At 58.5% G+C, this 20,950-nt stretch carries 16 protein-coding genes; 8 read left to right on the top strand and 8 right to left on the bottom strand.

Annotated features, from left to right (window positions below; translation table 11 throughout):
- Positions 1-216: 216 nt before the first annotated feature.
- The 4 genes from AABA21_RS37640 to AABA21_RS37655 form a co-directional block, all read right to left on the bottom strand.
- A complete protein-coding gene (locus AABA21_RS37640; RefSeq protein ID WP_338258126.1) occupies positions 217-1,131 on the bottom strand; it encodes a DMT family transporter in 915 nt (304 codons plus the stop codon).
- A gap of 78 nt (positions 1,132-1,209) precedes the next feature.
- Positions 1,210-2,154: a nucleotidyltransferase domain-containing protein gene (locus AABA21_RS37645; RefSeq protein WP_338258127.1), complete on the bottom strand. Its 945-nt coding sequence runs from the start codon at positions 2,152-2,154 to the stop codon at positions 1,210-1,212.
- 424 nt (positions 2,155-2,578) lie between these two features.
- Positions 2,579-3,325 (bottom strand): DUF899 family protein, encoded by a 747-nt coding sequence (locus AABA21_RS37650; RefSeq protein WP_420917251.1) that lies wholly within the window; start codon positions 3,323-3,325, stop codon positions 2,579-2,581.
- Positions 3,326-3,531: 206 nt separating this feature from the next.
- Positions 3,532-4,305, bottom strand: coding sequence for a class I SAM-dependent methyltransferase (locus AABA21_RS37655; RefSeq protein WP_338258130.1), 774 nt, complete (start codon positions 4,303-4,305; stop codon positions 3,532-3,534).
- 232 nt (positions 4,306-4,537) lie between these two features.
- Between AABA21_RS37655 and AABA21_RS37660 the strand changes: the two genes are divergently transcribed.
- Positions 4,538-7,099: a PAS domain-containing protein gene (locus tag AABA21_RS37660; RefSeq protein WP_338258131.1), complete on the top strand. Its 2,562-nt coding sequence runs from the start codon at positions 4,538-4,540 to the stop codon at positions 7,097-7,099.
- Positions 7,100-7,142: 43 nt separating this feature from the next.
- On the opposite strand, the gene AABA21_RS37665 is transcribed toward AABA21_RS37660, so the two are convergent.
- Positions 7,143-7,511 (bottom strand): VOC family protein, encoded by a 369-nt coding sequence (locus AABA21_RS37665; protein ID WP_338258133.1) that lies wholly within the window; start codon positions 7,509-7,511, stop codon positions 7,143-7,145.
- 451 nt (positions 7,512-7,962) lie between these two features.
- Between AABA21_RS37665 and AABA21_RS37670 the strand changes: the two genes are divergently transcribed.
- Entirely contained in the window at positions 7,963-9,180 is a 1,218-nt protein-coding gene (locus AABA21_RS37670; RefSeq protein ID WP_338258134.1) for a cytochrome P450, read from the top strand.
- 416 nt (positions 9,181-9,596) lie between these two features.
- Positions 9,597-10,109 (top strand): pyridoxamine 5'-phosphate oxidase family protein, encoded by a 513-nt coding sequence (locus tag AABA21_RS37675; RefSeq protein WP_338258136.1) that lies wholly within the window; start codon positions 9,597-9,599, stop codon positions 10,107-10,109.
- An 11-nt stretch (positions 10,110-10,120) separates the two neighbouring features.
- On the opposite strand, the gene AABA21_RS37680 is transcribed toward AABA21_RS37675, so the two are convergent.
- Positions 10,121-10,507 carry a DUF1294 domain-containing protein gene (locus AABA21_RS37680; protein WP_338258138.1) on the bottom strand — a complete coding sequence of 129 codons (387 nt, stop codon included), beginning with the start codon at positions 10,505-10,507 and terminating at the stop codon, positions 10,121-10,123.
- 532 nt (positions 10,508-11,039) lie between these two features.
- The gene (locus tag AABA21_RS37685; RefSeq protein ID WP_338258140.1) at positions 11,040-12,824 is read right to left on the bottom strand and encodes a cellulase family glycosylhydrolase; all 1,785 of its coding nucleotides are present in this window, start codon (positions 12,822-12,824) and stop codon (positions 11,040-11,042) included.
- Positions 12,825-13,192: 368 nt separating this feature from the next.
- On the opposite strand from AABA21_RS37685, the gene AABA21_RS37690 reads away from it, so the two are divergent.
- The 5 genes from AABA21_RS37690 to AABA21_RS37710 all read left to right on the top strand — a co-directional run bounded on the left by AABA21_RS37690 (position 13,193) and on the right by AABA21_RS37710 (position 19,147).
- Entirely contained in the window at positions 13,193-14,620 is a 1,428-nt protein-coding gene (locus tag AABA21_RS37690) for a helix-turn-helix transcriptional regulator (protein ID WP_338258141.1), read from the top strand.
- 171 nt (positions 14,621-14,791) lie between these two features.
- Positions 14,792-15,211, top strand: coding sequence for a DinB family protein (locus tag AABA21_RS37695; RefSeq protein ID WP_338258142.1), 420 nt, complete (start codon positions 14,792-14,794; stop codon positions 15,209-15,211).
- Between the two features lie 340 nt (positions 15,212-15,551).
- The gene (locus AABA21_RS37700) at positions 15,552-16,646 is read left to right on the top strand and encodes a serine hydrolase domain-containing protein (protein WP_338258143.1); all 1,095 of its coding nucleotides are present in this window, start codon (positions 15,552-15,554) and stop codon (positions 16,644-16,646) included.
- Between the two features lie 110 nt (positions 16,647-16,756).
- Positions 16,757-17,773, top strand: coding sequence for a phosphotransferase family protein (locus AABA21_RS37705; RefSeq protein WP_338258144.1), 1,017 nt, complete (start codon positions 16,757-16,759; stop codon positions 17,771-17,773).
- Between the two features lie 6 nt (positions 17,774-17,779).
- Positions 17,780-19,147, top strand: a complete 1,368-nt coding sequence (locus AABA21_RS37710) for an MATE family efflux transporter (protein WP_338258145.1) — start codon at positions 17,780-17,782, stop codon at positions 19,145-19,147.
- Between the two features lie 178 nt (positions 19,148-19,325).
- On the opposite strand, the gene AABA21_RS37715 is transcribed toward AABA21_RS37710, so the two are convergent.
- Positions 19,326-20,948 (bottom strand): baseplate J/gp47 family protein, encoded by a 1,623-nt coding sequence (locus AABA21_RS37715; protein ID WP_479430366.1) that lies wholly within the window; start codon positions 20,946-20,948, stop codon positions 19,326-19,328.
- Between the last annotated feature and the right edge of the window lie 2 nt (positions 20,949-20,950).

The following is a 20,950-nucleotide window of genomic DNA, read 5'->3' on the forward strand; positions in this document are numbered from 1 at the left end:
GAGATGCAGTACGTGCGGGGCTTGCCCCCGCTTGCTTGCTCGCCGCTCGAAAAAGCAGCAAGCAGAATGCGATGCATCGCATGCAACCGTTCCTTGTCGCTGTGAATAAGCTTTCCTCTTGGGGGACAAGCAAGCGGGGGCAAGCCCCGCACGTACTGTGGCCTTTTCTCTTGTTGCCCGTGCTAAAGTTGAAAGTATTGTCCGCAAGGGGCGCACCTATGAGGGTGATGGGCCGTTCCGGATGGGGCGCAGGCGTTTGGTGAGCCGGGTCGGGTTGCCGCCGGTGGAGAGCCAGGCGCCGAGGATGATGAACAGGAAGCCGGCGATGGTAGCGGCGTTGATCTGCTCGGAGAGCAGGGCGGTGCCGAGGATGACCGAGACGACCGGGTTAACGTAGGTGAAGACCGTGCCGCGACTGGCGCCCACCTCAGAGATGAGGGCGAAGAGCGTCAGGTAAGCGAGGGCGGTGCAGATGAGGCCGAGGATAAGCAGGCTGGCCAGAACTCCCAGTGAGGGCATGTGAGTGGGCAGGTGGGTTGCGGCCAGAGGGAGCGTCAGGATGGTGGCGCCAACGCACTCGAAGGTGACGACTCCCAGGCCTGGGAGTGAGGCGATGCCTGGCCGCTTCATCAGCAAGGCGCTGGCCGCGTAGCAGGTTGTGGCCAGCAGCACAAAGATGATCCCCAGTAGCCGCTGCTCATCGCCCGTGGCATTAAAGCCCAGCAGCAGAGCCACACCCAGCAGTCCGATCAGCAGTCCCACCAGGCGCAGGCCGCCCACGCGTTCGCTGGCGTCAAAGATCAGCGCCAGCAGCGCCACCAGTAGCGGCTCCGACGCGATAATCAGGCTGGTCAGCGAGGAAGCGATATGCTGCTCACCATAGCTAATCAAGAGGAACGGGGCCACGATCTGCATACAGGTGAGCAGCAAAAGGATGGGCCAGCGCCGGCGCAGCGGTCCCAGCACTCCTCGATGGATGGCGATTGGCAGTAGCACCAGAGATGCGATGCCCACGCGGGCAAAAACCACAAAGGCCGGATCGATCTCCAGCACGGCGATCTTGATGAAGAAATAGGGTATACCCCAGAAGATAGAGATAGCGATAAAGAGCAGCCAGCCGCGACGTGTCATAAGCTTCCTTTCTATCGATGCGTTGCGATGTTTTGATATAAGCATAACATACAGGTGCGGCCCACCGTGCGGCTCATGCTATTTCAGAGCCTGGAGTGCTGCGATAACCTCTGGATCATCGAGTGGGACCTGCTGCTGGACCCAGCTGGCGAAGCGAACATGTGCGGGATTCGTGGAGCGGAGCTGGTTGAGGAGGCATGGCTTGTAGCACGTCAGGAAATGCTGCTCAAAGCCCAGCGCGCGCTGGCAGATCGAACGCAGGCGTGCCCGTTCCTCGAGCGCCTCTGGAATGAGATACTGCCACCTATCACGGCAAAAGGTAGCGATCTCCGCCAGCAGTGGGGTCCATTCGTCCCCGATGTGCTCGCGATAGAGCCGCAGGCCAGCGCGCTTGCGTCCCACATACTGGCCAGCCTGAAAGGCTAGCAGCGCTGTCGCTGCCCAGCCGGTGGTGCGCACCAGGTTGCGCGTGCAGGGGACCTCGCGGCCATCGGCCAGCGTCACGGTTCTATTGGTATAGCCATAGAATTCGTCCGCTGGATCGGGAAAGGGCAGGGGGAGGCGCACTGGGATGGGGCGCTGGTAGACGTTGATGGTTAGCCAGTAGGCGGCATTCATGCGTTCGCGCGCCCATTCTTCAATGGGGACGATCGGGTAGAGGCTGAGCACGTCCTCTCCATAGAGGAGCCGCCCGCCCAGTTTCGCGCTGGGGTATACCCCTTCCTCCCGCAGGCTATGCTCATCGATGACGCTGATGTCGACCTCGTGCGTCCCCGCCTCGTTGCCGGCCCAGGTCTGTTTCGCCGCCTGGCGCGCGGCATCATCCGCGAAGCGACCGCGAAAGACGATCAGCAGATCGAGATCGCTGGTGGGCAGCCAGGTCTGGTCGGCGTAGCTGCCCTCGACATAGCAGGCCGCGATCCGATCCGGGAAGGTTGTTTCGTATAGTCTAATAACCTTGCGCACGACGGCATCGATGCGAGGATCGGCGAGTGATGGCCCGGGCTGCCTCTGTTCTGGCATGTTTGAGTTCCTTCTTTCCTCGGTGTCGCGAACACTGAGCCGCTGCGCGGCAAGCCCCACGAGGGGCAATACATTCAATATAACATGTCGGGGCACCTTTGAGAGGGGAGATGGTATCGTTGGGGGAACGCGCGAGCTTGGGCGAGCATGTTGGGGACATGATCAACGAGGCCGCTTTGTGGCAAAGCCGGGGCGAGCCACAATACCTTCAACTTAAAGAAATGCAAAAATAGAAAGAGAAGCAGTACGTGCGGGGCTTGCCCCCGCTTCCTTAAATGATGCGATACATCGCAACATTCTTGCTGCTTTTTCGAGCGGCGAGCAAGCAAGCGGGGGCAAGCCCCGCACGTACTGTGGTTTTTTTTCGTTTTGCATGATCTTACATTGAAAGCATTGGGGCAAGCCTGGCGCCTACGATGGTCTTTTAACGATGGTGGGGATGGCCGAGGTCGTCGGAACGGCCGGCGGCCAGGCGGGACCATTGGGCGCTGGGGCGTCCATCTGTGCGGAACTGTCCGCCGTTGTTTTTCCAGTGTTGTGGCCAGCCGGAGGGCGAGTCCTCCCAGATCTCCTGGCGGCCGTACACGGTCATATCTAGTAGCCCGTAGCTGGGGGCCATTACTTCCGAGCCACGGTCGGTGCTCCAGTAGGTCTCGAACACGCGATCGCCGTGCCGCAGGTAGCACACCAGCAGGCCGAATTCGCGTCCGGCGAGCAGGGCTTCGGCGGAATCTTGTGCCGAGTACCAGGGGACGTCCCATCCCATGAAGTCGCGGTAGCGGACGCTGGCTTCGTATGGTCCCTCGCAGAACGTGGCGTAGGTGACGTCGCGGGTGTGCAGGTAGGACAGCTCGCGTACCTGCCCGTTGAAGAAGGTGCATCCCTCACACTGATCAGCGGCTGGTTGACCATGGTGCCACATATGGAAGTAGGCGATCAATTGCCGGCGACCCTCGAAGACCTCCAGTAGCGTGATCGGTCCATGGGGGCCGATGAGTGTGGTGGTGGGGTCCACCTCTACCATCGGTAGCCGCCGGCGAGCCGCCGCGATCGCATCCCCTTCGCGGGTGTGCGCCTTCTCCCGAACCAGCAGCTCGTTCAGTTGTGCCTGCCAGCTGTCGCGGTCGACCACTGCGGGCAACGCTGCGTCTGCGCGACCGTTTCCAGGCATCACATCCCGCTGATTATCATTTTGTTTACCCGGTTGACGATCTGTAGCCATAGTTTTTTTCCTCCCCTGATACTTGAGATGATCCACGATGAGAATAGGTTTGCTTGCAATTTGCAACAAACCTATTCTACTGCCAGGGAAGGAACAAAACTTCTCCCATCTTGCTCAAATCCGCACCCCTCTCTTATCAGGGAACGGTCAGTTAATCAAGTTTTTTGGTAGGCAAGCTGACGCATGCCCCAGTTGATCTCATTGCTGGCGGTGCTGGAGATTAGTGAACCCAGCTCATCTTCCATCCGCTCGATCTGGTCTGAGGAATAGTGTTGTTGGATGAAGGGATGGCTTTTCCAGGCGGCTACGTTCAGGTAGAACATGGTGGCGGCATGGGCGCTGGTGACCGGGAGCTGGTAGACGCGGCTCAGCAGCCGCTGGACGCCGCTGGCGGCGGGTTGATAGGCGTCGAGCTGCTCGCCGATGTAGAGCTGGTTGTGCTGCTGTTTGAGCATGGCGGCCACAATTGCCAGGTAGTCGCGAAAGATCGGTTTATCGGTGTGGATCCAATCCACCTCCTCGATCAGCAGCAGGCCGCCGGGCTTGAGCTGTGTCAGCCAGCGCTCGATGGTGGCCTGGGGATCTTGCAGGTGGGTCAGCAGCATGCGGCAGAAGAGCAGATCGGCCGTTCCGGTGGGGAACGGCGTCTGCGTGACATTGTGTTGAAGGAACGAGATCTGTGTGGTTGCGTTCTGTGCGGCCAGTTCGATGAAGTGCGCGGAGCTATCGAGTCCGATGGTGTACGCGCTCTCTGTAGTTTCGGCCAGCAGGTAGGTGGTATAGCCGGGACCGCAGCCCAGGTCTAGGGCCAGTTGAGGCCGTGCATGAACGGCAGCGTGTAGAAATGCCTCGCTGGAAGGTTTGTATACCTCGGCCAGCACCTGCAGGCGCCGGGCCGCTCGATCGGTATCTCTAAACAGGTAGGACATGAACAGCTATCCTCTCTCTCTCAAAAAGGTAGGATTGATTCCCTGATCAGATTGTACAGCGATGCAATACGCCATAGCTACAGTTTTCCTCCGAGAATATATCCAATCGCGCTCTGCATCAGGTTGCCGCAATAGAGAGTTTGGTGTAGGATTTGCCAGCGATACATTATTTATCTATGGTTCACCTGCAAAAGGAGGAGATGCCGGATGCAGGAGACCAGGAGATACCGCGATGGAACTATCGACACAGGCAGAGAAGGGCAGCGTCCTACAATTGCTCTGGACACATGACGGAAGCGCTCTGGCGCCGGAGAGCCGATCGCTCTGGTCGAGCTTTACAGGGCAGGTTGAGGAAACGAAACAGCTGTGGGAATGGCTGATGGCTGTACATGCTGATGATCGTGAACGGGTAAAACGTGCGTGGAGGGAGGCGGGGTGGCGCGTCAGGACGTTTACCGTCAGCTACCGATTACGGACTGTGGAGAGGCAAGAGCAGGTCGTCACACAGCTTTGCGTTCCTTTGCTCAAGGACGCGGACCTGCTGGAAGGCTGGGTAAGCTGGGTAAGTACCGAGCGAGAACCGGCGTTCCTGGTGGAACCCTCTATCGCGCCAGAGCTGCTCTTATCCAATGGGGCAGCTACGCAAGCTCCGCTGAGCATGGTCTGCCTCTCCCTGGACCGGCATATCATCGAGGCCAACGAACGGTATTGTCAGATCGTCGGCTACCCACGCAGCGAGCTTATCGGGCGCAGACTCCACCATGTGTTACCCGCTAATCTGCGAGCGATGATCAATCTAAGCCTGTGTCAGATGCTGATGGGCAATATGCAGCATATGGTGTATGAAGTCGCCCATACACATCCCAACGGACAGTGCCTGTGGCTCAAAGTGACCGCCACTCTGGTGTGGCATTCCCAGGGCTTCCCGCTGTATTTCTTCGCCTGGATTGAGGATCTTACCCTTCAGCACCGACTCGAACAGGAACGGGTGACGCTGCTGGCGCGCGAACGGGCCGCGCAGACAGCCTTGCAGCACGCGCAGCAGGAGACCCTGGCGCTCGGCAGCCTGCTGCATACCGTGTTCGATGCCGCGATGGATGGCATCATCATCTATAACGCTGATGGGACGGTGTTGCGGATTAATGACGCGGCCTGTACCCTGCTGGAGTTTGAGGCGAAAGAACAGTGCGTGGGCAAAGCTTTCGCCGAACTTTTCCATGGTTACCAGATCTACCAGATCGATGGGGATACTGTACAGCCTATCCCGCCCGAGCAACTTCCCATACTTCGTATGCTGAAAGGGGAAATAGCATCAAAGACCCGCAGAACCAACCAGTTGGTACGTTTTCCTTCCGGACGAGAGCGCTACATCGACCTGACACTGACACCTTTGCATGATCACGAAGGATGCCTCACGGGTGTGGTCGTGATCTTGCGGGATGTGACTGCGCGCCACGACCAGGAGCGCCGCATCCGCCAGGCATTTCACACATTGTCCTATATGATGGAGACGATGGTTTCGTTGCCCCTGCAAGCGGATCAGACCACGACAGAGGAAGGCTTCGTCGCGGTCTCGCTCCCGGTAGTGGGTCAGCACCTCACCGACGCGCTCTGCCAGATACTCAATTGTAAGATGGTGGGCCTGGTCGCGCTGGAAGGTTCTGATGCGCGTATGCAGATGGTTGGGATCAGCGGGTTCCCGCGCGAGATCGCCGCCATGGTCCAACAAGATATGAACAGTTCCATCCTCTCCGATTATCTTGACGAGGGATGCATTGGCCGCCTGTTGGCCAATCAGGTGGTGATCTGTGACTTTGGCAAGCGATCATTTGCGCGTCCCACCTACGGGATAAGCAACTTTCTGGTCGCCCCCATGCTACTGGAGGGGCAACTGATCGGCGTCTTTGGTATTGATCGGGGACCAGAGCAGGGATATAGCAATGAAGAGATCGAGCTGGTGAAGGCGCTGGCCAACATGGCGGCGCTGGTACTCGAACGCGTGCGCCTGCTGCACGCCTGGGCGCAGACGCGGGCCAGCGAGCTGGTGCTGCACGAGTCCAATAATCGTTTCGATGCTTTCTTAAGTCTGGCCAGCCACGAGCTGAGGACTCCCCTGACCGGATTTCGCGGCTGTGTCCAGCTGGTGCTGCGGCGTATAGAGACGCTGAGCAGGCAGCAGGAGGACCCGCAGATGACGGAGACGACGCTGCACCGCCTGCGCCAGCCTCTTGAGGAAGCTGTCCAACGGGCGGTCGCCCAGGACCGCATGATCTCCGATCTGCTGGATGTCTCGCGTATCCGCGCCAACCGGCTGGAGATGATTATGCGGCCCACGAATATGTGCAAGATTGTCGATATGGCTCTGCAGGATATCCGCTACCTGGCTCCCGAGCGCACCATCGAGCTCTATACGGCGGACGAAGAGGAGATCGCGATCACCGCGGATGCTGACCGCATCGGGCAGGTGGTCAGTAATTATCTGGGCAACGCCCTGAAGTATTCCGCCCCAGATCAGCCGGTGGAGCTCTGGGTGAGCAGAGAAGGGATGCTGGTGTGCGTGGCGGTGAAGGATCACGGTCCAGGGCTCACCCCACAGGAGCAGCAGGAGGTGTGGGAGCGCTTCCACCGCGTCAAGGGCATCGAGGTCCAGTATGGCGCCGGCGGCGGTCTGGGTCTGGGCCTCTATCTCTGCCGCACGATTGTTGAATGGCACGGAGGCCAGGTGGGGGTCCACAGCATCAAAGGGGAGGGGTCCACCTTCTGGTTTACCCTTCCCCTGGCCTCCGAGGACTGATAGAGCGAGGCTAAATCGGACGCGAGGTCCGAACATATGATGATCAGGAATACATCTGGTAGACGCTGATGAGCTGGTTCTCGGGACCACTGGCACGGAACCAGCGTCCGATCCCCATATCCTGATTGGCGGTCAGGATCTCCACGCCACGGGCTTCCCAGGCCTGGCGGGCCGCATCCAGGTCATCGACCTCCAGATTCAGTTCATAGCCGCCCGCCTGGGCCGAGAATCCCTCCGGCAGGGTTGAGGCCGCCTGCAGCAGGATTGGGGTCCCTTTAACAGGGTTCAGGTAGATAAATGTCGGGGTGGAGTTTTCTGGCACCAGCTGCATGCCCAGAAAATCAACATAGAAAGCCTTTGCCTTTTCAATATCCTGCACATAGATGCCGAGCAAACCAAAGCCGTGCTGCATAATTGCTTCTCCTCTTTTTAAATGATGTTTTGGCAATGATATATGGATAGTGAGCTTGAGCACTCCCGCACGGGAGACCGCGTATGCGGTCGCCCTTGTTTTATATATGGGCTGGAGCAAAAACGCGCGTTAAACGCGCGTTTTTGCTCCAGCCCATATATAAAACTTCTGAGCACCGTAGGTGCGTAGAGTCAGGGGCCGGAGGCGCGCAACCTCGCCTTTCCTCACTAAAAGGAGTATAGCAAGAATTGCGGCAAAGAACGGTCCTGAATAAGGAAATCTTTTTGAAAATCATATTTGAAAATCATAAAGGTGGCGATGGAGAAAAGAAAGAAATACCCGCTCTTTGATGTATACCACGTTGGTGATTATGATAGGGAAAGAAAAACTTTTGTACGATCTCCTTCGTAAACAAAGGAGTAGTTACTAATTAGGTAGAAAGGTTCTATCCATGCAACAGCAAGGCCAGAGAAGAGGAGGATTCTCCCCGTTCCAGGTGCTTCCGATCGAGCAGACGCTACAGAGCTTTCAATGGTTTGATGCGATGAGGCGCAGTCAGCCGGTGTATCATGAGGAGCAGTCGAATACATGGCATATTTTTGGCTACGATGATATCCGGCAGGTGCTGACCGATACGGTTCACTTCTCGTCTGAGAACGTACCTGGCTTCTCCGAGGGAACGTTTTTGAAGGGGACCGTGGTGGCGAAGGACCCGCCGTACCATCGCAAGCTGCGCAATCTGGTCAATCAGGCTTTCACGCCGCGCGCCGTCAACCATCTCTCGGGCCGCGTAACCGAGATCGCGCAGGGTCTGCTCGACGACGTACGCGCCAATGGCAAGATGGACGTGGTCAAGGATATCGCCTTCCCGTTTCCCGCCAAGGTGATCGCCGAACTGCTCGGCGTGCCCGCCAACGACTGGGATATCTTCCGGCGCTGGGCCGGGGCGGAGGATGGTGGAGAACAGCAGCAGCAGCGACAGCAGTCCTCCCCTGAGCAGATGATGAAGGCGCGTCAGACGATGGAAAGTCAGATGTACGACTACTTCTCCCGTTTGCTGGACGAGCGGCGACGCTCGCCGCGCGAGGATCTGATCAGCAGTCTGAGCGTGGCCGAGATAGACGGTGAGCGCTTGAACGAGAACGAACTGGTCAGCTTCTGCATCCTGCTGCTAGCCGCCGGTCAAGAGACCACCAAGAACCTGATCGCCAACGCCCTGTACTGCTTTACCGAGGATCTGGATCTGCAGCAGCGCCTGCGGCAAGATCCGGCCCTGATGCCGAGCACCATCGAAGAGGTGCTGCGCTACCTGCCGCCGGTCTGGTTCACCTTCCGCCGCACGGCCAGCGACGCCGAATTTGGCGGCCAGACCATCCCCGCCAACTCCATCGTCCTGGTCTGGAACGCCTCCGGCAACCGCGATCCCGAGCAGTTTCCCAATCCGGATCACTTTGATGCCAGACGTGAACCTAACCGTCACCTCACCTTCGGCCACGGCATCCACTTCTGCATCGGAGCCCCTCTGGCCCGCCTGGAGGCGCGCATCCTGCTACCTATGATGCTTGAGCAACTGAAGGACATCAGGCGTGTCCCCGACGTGCCTATTGTCGTGCGCGCCGGCATCGTCTACGTCATCCAATCGCTGCCCATCACCTTCACCGCGTCGTAGGTGGTGCCGGGGTTGCCCTGACTTTGCCGCGTAGCGGCCTCGTGCCCGAACGTTCCGTATTCGAAGAGGAAAGCGGGCGCGAGGCTCCATATTTTCAACGTAAGGAAATGCACAAATAGAAAGAGATGCAGTACGTGCGGGGCTTGTCCCCGCTTGTTTGCTTCCCACAAGGAAAGGCTTCTCCAAAGCGATCAGGAACAGTTGCATGCGATGCATCGCATTCTGTTGGTTGCATTTTCGAGCGGCGAGCAAGCAAGCGGAGGCAAGCCCTGCACGTACTGTGGTCTTTTCTCGTCCTGAACATAACGAGCAAGATCGAAGAAGTTTTTTGCGGGTTCGCATGCTATACTCCCCCACAGAACAGGGGATACAGAGCTACCAGGTTGCATCATTGACCATTGAAAGGAATTCTGAGGATGAACGAACCTATCACAACACCCGACACTCAAGCTCAAAGCGGAGGAGTTACACCATGGGAGCAGACGCGTCAGGCACTGGAAACAGCCGATCTGTTCTGCCTCTCAACAGTGCGAGCCGACGGTCGCCCTCATGTCACGCCGCTTGTGGCCGTGTGGCACGACGATGCCATCCACTTTACCGCTACTGAGACCGCACAGAAGACGGTCAACCTGCGTGGAAACCCGCACGTCATACTGACGACCGGCGGCAACCAGAAGGGGGACCTCACCGTGGTGGTTGAGGGCGACGCCGTGCAGATCACTGATCAGGACACACTTGAACGCTTAGCCTCGGTGTGGGCGACCAAGTGGGATGGAGACTGGCCATACCAGGTGCGCAACGGTTATTTTTACCTTTACGATGAAGAGACACAACGAGTTCTCACAGATTCTAACCTCGTGTTCTCCGTTAAACCCACCAGGGCCTTCACATTCGTTATAGGTCGTAGTCAGACCCGCTACCAGTTCTGATCGCCCCTGGACTAAGCCTGTCCCCGGAAGAAGAAGAACAGAGAGAGTACCACTACTACTATCTGGAAGATGAGGATCAAGTGCAGCCGTGTGCTGAAGGGCTGTTTGATCGTCTTATGCCTGAAGTAGGCCCGTGCGGCATAGGCGGCCGGGGTGCCTCCAATAAAGGCCAGGAACAATAAGACGTTCTCTGGAACTCGGCGCGTTCCCATTTTGGCTGCACGCTTATCCTGGCCATAGATGATAAAAGTCAGGATGTTTATCACAAGCAAGTACCCAAGAAATAAATACACGTTTTCCCTCGTCTCTTTTGCAACAGACAAGCACAGCTGTGTTTGTCTTCCAGGTAGTATATAACATCCTGAATGTTGCAAGAGGCTGAGGGATCCGGGTGCCATTCATGTTTTGCAAAAGAGCAGGCGACAAGAAACACGAAATGCCTCACCAACGAGAAACGCCCACGTAGGGTCGACCCTCGAGGTCGACCGGGCTGCCAGCGCCAGCGGCGGCAGCCCACGTACCCCAAAGATCCCGCTTCCCCTGCCTTCCACGCCGGGAAACGTGGTTCTCTGAGGGGAACGTTGCGCACACGAACCAAGAAGCCAACGTTCCTCCTGGGGTACCACGTGGGGCGAGATGGTTCCCACGGGAAGCCGAACCGGCCGGGTACGTGGCCCGCAATCGCTGACGCTCGCGGGCCGGTCGACCTCGAGGGTCGACCCTACATGGGCGTTCCGGTTTGCGGGGGCGTTCCGGTTTGCGGGGGCGTTCCGGTTTGCGGGGGCGTTCCGGTTTGCGGGGGCGTTCCGGTTTGCGGGGGCGTTCCGGTTTGCGGGGGCGTTCCGGTTTGCGGGGGACGAGAAGGGGACCACGTCTACGTCTACGTAAACGTGGTCCCCGTGGGTCAAAGGGTCAAGGGCCGAAAGGGGTTTATGGTTCGGTGCCCCAGACCAGGTGACCCTGGTAGTAGGCGGTGATCTTCGGAGCCGGAGCATAGCTGAGCTGGCTGCCGTTGTAGGAATAGTCATTGGACTGATTGTAGTTGGACCAGTCGTTTTTGTTGAAGCGATCCTGGATCTCGGGGCTGGTCGCGCCGGCGGCCAGGCTGCCCGCGCCGGAGGTGAAGCCGATCTCCACATAGTAGTCGGCGTTGGTTCGGCCCGAGACCGGGACGAACTTGCCGCTGATGTTGCCGCAGCCGATGCCCGAATAGTCGCAGGTAAAGGTCTGGCTCTGGTTGCCGTCGATGGTGTACCAGTAGCGGATGGTGACGTCGCTGAGGTTGATGGCGCTCTGGCCTTTGTTGACGACCTCTACCAGCGGCCGGATACTGTTGTTGGTCGCGGTGCCACTATCGCCATCGTGATAGTTGATCTGCAGCGAGACACCGGGAACAGGTGTCGGCGTGGGCGTGGGTGGCGTTGGCGTCGGGGTCGGATTGCCCGGCGTCGGCGTCGGAGTAGGTGGTTTCGGCGTTGGCGTCGGACCCACCGGCGTGGGCGTGGGTGGAGGGCCGCCGCTGGTCAGCGAGAACTCGATCGGCGTCAGGTAGTTCTGTTTAGCCTGATTGACCGTGGTCCAGTCGTCGTTGAGGATGCCGCCCGTATCGCCGGAATCGGGATTCCAGCACCAGAAGGTCCAGTTGATGCCACCGGAGCCTTTGCCCAGGTAGTTGGTCAGGGCCGTCAACCACTGTTGGTCAGACTGCGTCTGCAGCTTGGTGCCGAACTCGCCCAGCCAGACAGGAGCGATATTCTGCCTGGCGATATAGCCCCAATGTTTGTCCCATACAGATGGCAGATTGTTGGGATAGGTGGGATCGCTAAACCAGGGTTGGTTGTAGACGCTGGCCGGATAGTCGTGGGCCGAATAGACCACGCGATTGGCCACATTTAGCTGTACCGGCTTGGTCGCCACGCCCTCCAGGTTGCCGCCCCACCAGTAGCAATCGCCGCTGGCCGCGCCACCAGCACCATAGCAGTCCACGCCCTCCACAAAGATCAGCCAGTTTGAATTGACCGATAGAATGGCGTTGCCCGCGCGCGTCGCGGCGGCCTGCCAGTCGTTAGCCGGATCGCCGCAGCCCCAGCAGGCCGGAGAGTGCGGCTCATTGTGCAGATCGGCGCCGATCACCGTTGGATTGTTGGCATAGCGCTGCGCCAGCATCTTCCAGTCCGAGAGCCAGCGCGACTCAGGATAGGCCGAGGTATACCAGAGGGCCGACTGCGCCCCCGAGTCAGGCCGATGCTGATCCAGAATAATGCGTAGTCCCTTCTGGCCCGCATAATTAATGATCTTATCCATAATCTGGATGCCGCTCAGCCCCTGCAGGTCCGGATTCTTGCTAAAATCGATCCCGTTCGGTGTACTCCCCGCGTCAAATAGCTGGTTAGAATAGGGGAGGCGGATCGTATTGTAGCCCAGGCTACTAATCTGATCGAGCATATCTTTGTAGCTGCGCGACCAGAGTCCGTGGGCAACATAATTAGAGGTCTCAAACCCGAACCAGTTGATGCCAGCGATTCTTACCGGTTGATTATTGGAATCCAGGATCTGGGCCCCATTCGTATGCCAGTATCCAGTCCCGGCAGCCTTAGCCTGATTGGCCTGAAATTGGAATACACTCACACTGATAAGCATCGCCAATGCTCCAATCATCACCAGAGCGCGACCATGTCGCCGGATGTTCAGTCTATGAACAGATGTGATGAGCATAGCTTCTCCTTTCGAAATGATCCCGCCAACTATGGCGAGAAAAGGATACACCTAATAAATACAGGATGGGCCGCACAAGGGTCAACCGAGCGCAAGCGACTGAATAAAAACTGATGATTGCTTTATCATTTTTTATTCACTTCACATAGCCCTAAAGGTATACAATGTATCTACTGAAAAAGAGGATATGGTATTGTTATAATAAATAGAAATATTGTGGTATATGTGGCGAGGGCGGCAACGCTTGAGTATAGATACAGTGACGTATTTAACTGGCACAGAGAGCATGTACTTTTTGTACAGGACGTACAATCGAGGCAACTCATATCTACGGTAGATGTCTCACCATTCCACTGGGGGGAAAGCACATGGGTACAAGTCTTTTGCGTACTGCTCGTTGTCTGCGCAACCTGACTATTAAGCAGCTTGCCGATGAAGCCCGTATCGGCTCATCGACTGTCTGGCGCGCCGAACACAACTACTCGATCAATGCTGAATCGCGTCGCCGCCTGTGCCAGTACTTTGGGATGAGCGCCAAAGAGCTTGGACTGGTTGAAGATGAGTCTCAGAGCAACCAGGAGCCTGCTCCAGAGGCCAGCGCGTCCGCCTCTCCATCGCAGTCGCTACACCTGCCCCTGCTGGTGCAGCAGAAGACGTCGCACCAGGGGCCAGAGCCGATGCCGCGAGAGCCCGAGATCGCCCAGGAGCAGCGGGCGGGCGCCTGGCTGGCCCTCAACGCCACCGAGCTCTCAACGCTGTTTGAAGCGGGCTGGACCATGGAAGAGGTGCTCAACTCGCTACGCGTCGTTTTGCGCGGCGCCCAGGGCATGCCCCCGAGCGTACGGCAGAAGATTACACGCATAGGCGATCTTGTTCCGTCATCCGACAAACATATCTCAATGGAAGAGCGCACGCGGCTGTGTACCACGTTGCAGGAGAGCGTAGCTGAAGGCTGGCAGCGCTTCCAGACCATGCGCCCGACCGAGGTGCTGGTCTCGGCCCAGGCCCAACTCTACCTGGTGCAGCAGACGCACGACCTGATCTTCCCCGAGCTGCGCTACAGTCTGTATGCCGCCCTCTACAACCTGATCGGGGCCGCCGCCTACCTGCAGGGGTCTTACGCCGCCGCGCAGCAGGCCTACACGCGGGCCCACATCGCCGCCCTGGAGGGGGCTGACATCTGGAACATGGCCCAGAACCTGAACTGGCAGGCCATTGTCGCCAACGTACGCGGCCAGTATGTGCCCGCCATCGCCAACATCGAGGCCGCCTTGCGCCTGATCGCCAATGAGCAGAGCGAAGAATACGTCCGCCTGCGCGCCCATCTACTGGCCGACTGGGCCTACAACGCCTCGCTCCTGCAGGACGCTTACCAGACTGAAGAGAAGCTGGATGCCTCATCCCAACTGCTGGAGAAGCTGGGACCCGACGAAGAGTTCGACGCCGCGCAATGGCAGCAGATGTCTGGCAGCAGTATGCTCAACCTCAAGCACTACTCACGCGCCATCAACCACCTGGAGACCGCCCTGCGGCAGCAGCCAGAGGCCTGGATTATTCGCCGCGCTCGCACGCTGGTCCCGCTGGCCGAAGCCTATGCTCGCAAGCGCGAACTCGAAGCCAGCCTGGGCGCCGCCAAAAACCTGGTCCCCTTGCTCGCAGATATCGATTCCAGCATGCTCAACCAGCGCTTCACCGAATACCAGCAGGTCCTGGTCAAGGTCTTTCCCCATGAACCGCGTGCTCAGGCCTTCATCCAGAGCGTACGTCAGCGCCCCCTGCTGCCCGGCCGACAGTGACCCATGGGGGGCGTTTAGGTGGGTGGGAGAGGAAATCGGGCGCGAGGGCCGAACCTATGGTTTTTCTACGTTGTAAAGTAGAGACTATTCGTTGCTGATCCGCTATAATAGGTCTATATTTTTTTATTCCGTATAGATGCGGGGATTCCAGAGCAAAGGAATTATTGGCTGATGAAACAGCGGATGCTGCAAGATTTTGAGCAGGCGTATAATCGCGTGCTACGTGCGGCGCAGGATGCGTTCGCGCGCGGGGTGACCCTGCCGGATGGCTGGGGCGCGTGGGAGGTGGTCGCGCATCTCGCGGCCTGGGAGGTTGAGGGATCGCAGCGCATTCCGGCTTTACTGGCCGGTGCCGGGAGCAAAGACTATGATACCACGGAGTTTAACGTCAGCGCGCTGGCACAGGCTCAGGGGCAGACATTTGAGCAGGTCGAGGCATCGTTCAGGCAGGCCCATCAGCGTCTGGTAAGCCTGTTAGATGCCCTGGATGGGCGTCATTTTAATGAGGGCGGGCTGGCTCACGAGTGGGTGCTGGCCTCGACCGACCACAACAATGAGCACGCCCAGGCTCTGGAGGATGCCGGCGCCTGACATCGCGGGATGGCAATCGGCCGCGAGAGCCAATACATTCAATTTTAGATCGTGCAAAAAAAGAAAAGATTGCAGTACGTGCGGGGCTTGCCCCCGCTTTTGTTCTTCCTGCTCGAATAAGCAACAAGAAATATGTTCTGTATCATCAGAAGCCTGCATTGATGAATGGCGAGGAAGCAAGCGGGGGCAAGCCCCGCACGTACTATGGTCGTGTTTCTTTTTGCCCGTTCTAAAGTTGAATATAGTGGGCGCGAGGGCCGAACCTACGGTGGGGCATTGCGTACGTGGAGGTGGTATGATATGTGCATGAATTCGCGATATTTGCGTACTGGAGATGTTTATGCCGTATTTCGTTCCACGGCGTACGTACTGGCCGACGACTGAGTGGCAGGTGTGCGAGCCACGGGCCGTGGGTTTTCGGTCAGATCCACTTGTGCGCATACAGGCATATATTGATGAATACCTGCCGGGATTGCATGCTTTACTGGTTGTGCGTCATGGCAAGCTAGCTTTTGAGCGCTATTATCAGGGATTTCATCAGGGGAGCTTGCATTCGATTAGCTCGGCGACGAAGAGCTTTATTGGTGCCCTGATCGGTGTGGCGCTGGCGCAGGGAAAGATTGAGAGCCTGGATCAGCATATGCTGGACTTTTTCCCGGAGATTGCCGCGCAGGAACATGACCCGCGCAAGCAGGTCATTACCCTGCGCCACCTGCTAAGCCTGCAGACTGGCTTTAGCGAAGAGTATCCTCATGAGTTCTGGCGTGAGATCTTACGCTCCGCACTTCAAAGGCCGATGGCGGAGCCGCCTGGTCAGCGTTTTTTCTACGACAATCTCAGCGTTGATATCCTGGCCGGGGTAATTGAGCGCGTGACAGGGATGCACGTAGCCGAGTTTGCCGACCAGACGCTGTTTCAAACGCTGGGGATCTGGCGCGACGAAGATACGCGCTTCGCCTGGAAGCAGGAGGGGATGGGGCCACATACCTGGCACGGAGATGCGCTATGGGATGAGAAAGACGGCTATCCCTGGAAGGTCAACGGCCAGGGCAATAGTACCGGGAGCTTCGGGGCGCACTTTACGGCGCGCGAGATGGCGAAACTGGGCTTCCTCTATCTCAATGGTGGGCAATGGGATGGAGCGCAGATCATTCCGGAGGAGTACGTGGAGGAATCCACGCGCGAGCAGAGCAGTGGTGGCCCGCCAGTCAACGCGCGCTATGGCTATCTGTGGTGGATAGAGCAGGTACATAATCTGCATGCCTTCTTCGCCTCCGGCTATGGTGGTAAATATATTTATGTTGTTCCCGCGCTTGACCTGGTTGTTGTTACCGCCGCATCGGTCGAGCAGGCACGGAAGGACAATGAGCAGCACAACAGGATTCGAGCCATGATCCCGGATTTTATCGTGCCTGCGTTGTCTGGTGAGGGGTGATTTTAATGGGACGGGGCCGGAAGTAGCAGGCGACCACGAAGGTCGCCGTTACGGGGTCGTGTCGTGTTTGCGTTGACGATCAGGGGCCATATCCGTTTGGATAGGCGGATATGGCCCGGTTTTGGATCGGTAAAGAGAGGGATCACATGGAGAGCAAGACAAAAAACAGGAAGACGCGGGAGCAGGTGGCCCGCATGGCCGAGAAGGCATTTGGCGGGACCACGCTGGCGGTCGGTGAAGACGCTGTGCGTGAGCTAAAGGAAGGCTGGTTTAACGCAGCCTATGACGTCCGGCTGTCTGATGGCAGGGAGGTCATCTTAAAGATCGCGCCGCTCAGGGATGTTGAAGTGCTGGCGTATGAGAAGAATATCATGGAGACCGAGGTGGCCTCTATGCGCCTGGTGCGTGAGAACCCGACCATCCCGGTGCCGGAGATCTATTTTTTTGACACAGACCTGGACGTGTGCGACGCCGATTATTACTTCATGGAGAAGCTGAGCGGGGACAACTACGAACATGTGAAGGCGTCTCTGGCACCGGAATTGCAGGCGCAGATCGACCAGCAGATCGGCGTGATCATCCGCGAGATCAACGGTTTTACAGGCACATATTTCGGCTATGATGGCAACAGCGACCTGCGCGGTGCGAGCTGGAAAGAGGCGTTCATCAAGATCATGGACGCGGTGTTGGCAGATGGCGCCAGGAAAGACGCGGATTTTGGTTACCCCATCGACGAGATTCGCGCGACCATCCTCAAGCACGCCCCCTCCCTGGAGGCAGTCACCACGCCGCGCCTGGTCCACTGGGATGCCTGGGATCTGAATTTCTTTGTCAAAGACGGCAAGATCAGCGGCATCCTCGATTTTGAGCGGGCGCTGTGGGCCGATCCCTTGATAGAGGCACAGTTCCGGGCGTTAGACTTGTCTGGAGGCGTCTCCGAAAGCATGCGCGGCTATGGCAAAACCACCTTCACGCACGAAGAGGATGCGCGCTGCCATCTATACACACTGCATCTCGGCCTGGTGATGAAGACGGAATGCTACTACCGAAATTATGATTCCGACTTTGCCAGCGACATGGCGAAGCAGTTAATGGTGCCGGCCATGAACTGGCTGAAGGAGAACTGACCGCCAATGGATGGTTCCGCAAGGGTTGAACGCCTGGGCACGGAGAAGATCGGGAAGCTTCTATGGGAGATGTCGTCTCAGACCACGCTGTCGCTGCTGGTCTATGCCATCTACAGCGTCACGGACACCTACTTTCTGTCGGTTGGCATCAACTCGCTGGCCGCCGCCGGGGCGTCGATCATCTCGCCGGTATTGATCGCCCTCGGCGGTGTGGCCACGACCGTTGGGGCAGGTGGCGCATCGGTGGTCTCGCGGGCGCTCGGTGAGGCGAAGACCGAGCGGGCGTCCAGGACCGTCGCCAATACCTTCCTGATCTTCTGGACCGTGGCGATCATGATCACCGTATTCGGCGCGCTGTTCATCGGGCCGATCGTCTCCATGCTAGGAGCGACGGCCAGCATCGCGCCCTATGCCATCGCATACGGCCGGATCATCTTCCTCGGCGCCATCACCAGCACCGGCTACTCCACAATCGTCCGCGCGGACGGCAATATCCGCTACTCGACGGCGATGTGGATGATCCCCGTCAGCGCCAATGTCGTCTTCTGCTGGCTATTCATCATCGTCCTGCACACCGGAGTTGCCGGGGCGGCCCTGGCAACGGTCATGGGACAGGCGATCTCGGCCGGAATGAGCTTCTATTTCTTCTTTTTCAAAAAGAACCGCTCATACCGGATCAAGGCCGCGTATTTCAAGCCGGACTGGTCAATCATGGCCGAGGTCATCATCATCGGATTTCCGTCGTTCTTCAAAAGCATTAGCGCCAGCCTGGTGGTTATCGTCACCAACAACCTGCTGAAGGTGATCGGTGGAGACAGCGCGCTGGGAGTTTTCGCCATCATCAACCGGCTCTATGCCGGGCTAAACACGCCGCAGACGGGCATCATGCAGGGGATGCAGCCGATCCTGGGCTACAACTTTGGGCAAAAGCGCCTGGGCCGGGTGCGCAAAACCATCAACTATTCGCTCGGTACAGCGATCGTATACGGGCTGATCGTCTGCGGCCTGTGCCTGCTGATTCCGGCCACGCTGATCGCCCTGCTATCAAAGGAGACCAGGATTATCACCGAAGGGCAGGTGGCCCTGCGCTTGATGTCGCTGGCCTGTCCGCTGAGCGGTGTTTCGCTGATGGTCGCCGCCTATTTTCAAGCGGTTGGCAGGGCAAAGGAAGCGCTACTGCTCACGCTCGGGGGCATCATCCTCATCAAACTGCCGGTGCTCTTGCTGGCATCCAGCCTTTTCTCTCTGACGGGGATCTGGTCTGCCGAGGCCGCCTCGGAAGGCCTGCTCTGCATCATCTCCTTATTGATGTTGAGGAGGTACCAGCATAAGAAGGCCGCTGAATACAGGCAACAAGAAAAGCGAATCCCGTAGGTTCGACCCTTGCGGTCGATTTCTCCTCGCCGCATGAACATGTATCTCACATGCGTTTCCGTGGCCCCCCGTTTGATGGGCGTTAACGTACGTGAAGGGGAAATCGACCGCAAGGGTCGAACCTACGGCATTTCGCTTTCCGATTGGGGTACAAGCCTCGCGTGCTCCCCCCGTCGGTTTAGGAGCCGTTGCGGGGGGTGAGGAGGATGTCGATGTCGTCGGTGTTGGTGGGTAGGTGGTCGATGCCGAATGGGAGCCGGATGTCGACGCTGTCGACGCCAGGCTGGGTCGCCAGGTAGGTTTTGGCGACGTCGGCGGTGGCCCCTTTGATAGGCTGGCGCAGCTTCTGGATCTGATCGTCGTTGAAGATGTAGGTCCAGGTGCCGCTTGCCTTGAGGGTAAGATAGATTACACCACCCTTGCCGGCCTCGGTGCTGTCGGGTCCTGAGACGGTGGCCTGGCCCTGGAGCTGGTAGCCCTTGCCGAGCTTTTTCTGAGCGTAGTTGTTGAGCAGGGAGAGGGCCGCATCCTGCGCGGTACTCTTCTGGTAGGCCGCCGACTGCCCCTGTGCCTTGATGGTAATCTGCACCTTGTCGGCGGTCGCGTTCACCGGAACGTTGGTGGTCACGTCGACGATCTTGTAGTCGGCCGCGCCCCCCATGACCTCGCCCGGCTTGAGCTGCTTCTGCAGATCGCTTTTGAGCTGCTGCTGCAGTTTGGCGAACAGGGTGCCTTTGGTACCATCCAGGTCGGCTTGCGAGAAGAATTGGGTGGTGGTATCGTCCACGCCTCCCGTAAAGGGTGCTGGATTGCTGGTATAGAGCGTGGGCTGGCAGCAGGTGCCGCTGATAGCGTTGGCGGCGATGTTGCCAGCCTGACCCGTCTGCACGGCGACCGCTGGCAGAAGGAGGTGTCCGGGCTGATTCGCCTTCTTTGGTGGCACGGTGGCATCCTGCGTCAGCTGAATCTGGACCCCATTGCCCGCGTTGAGGATGAGCGTCTTGGCGACCGGGATCGGATTGGGCGATGTATTCACGAACAGGACGTTGCCACGCGCCTGCTGACCCTGGGTCTTGTTGATGCCAGTGGTCGTAATGATGGTCTCGCTGCTATCCAGGGTGGTGAGCACGCGGTCAGGAATGGTGCGCGCGTTCAGATCGGTCCCCTTCACCTGCGGTGAGGCGGTCAGCAAGAACGCGTTCTCCAGGTTGCTGGATTTGGGGGTGATGCGTATGGTGGCGGTCGCGGGCGCGCCGAGCAGGGGCACGCTGGCGGGAATGATGCTGGCACCCAGCACGCGTGAGATCAAGAGCATGATCAGCAGCAGCACGGCGACCACCGCTAGCAGCAGCAGGAAGCGCCGGCGCTGCCTGGGAACATGCGTACGAACGGGCTCCTCCGTGATGCGCACCCGTTGACGACCGCGTTCGATGGCATGGGGACGCTCGGTTCTGTCCGCCCGCTCTCCGGTGATGCGCTCTTCGGCCCGACTAACCGCGACCGGCGCGGGGCTATCGGCGCCGCGGTGACGCTGATGCATAATGATGGGCTGGGGCGGATCAGCCGGTGGACGGCGCGGGTGAACCCCGTGTTTATGGGGACGCGGCTCCACAGGCGCCGCCGGGGCCGCATAGGGCGGCATCTCCTCCGGATCTAGCTGGATGGTCGACCTGAGCGCCGCGCGCGCGGGCTTGACATCTTCCGTAATGGGTTGGGGCAGCGGCTGACCTTGGACCGCGGCCAGAAAGGCCTCGCGCAGGGCCGCGATGGTCGGATAGCGATCCTCCGGCTGCTTGGCCATCG

It is taken from the genome of Dictyobacter halimunensis, assembly GCF_036245075.1.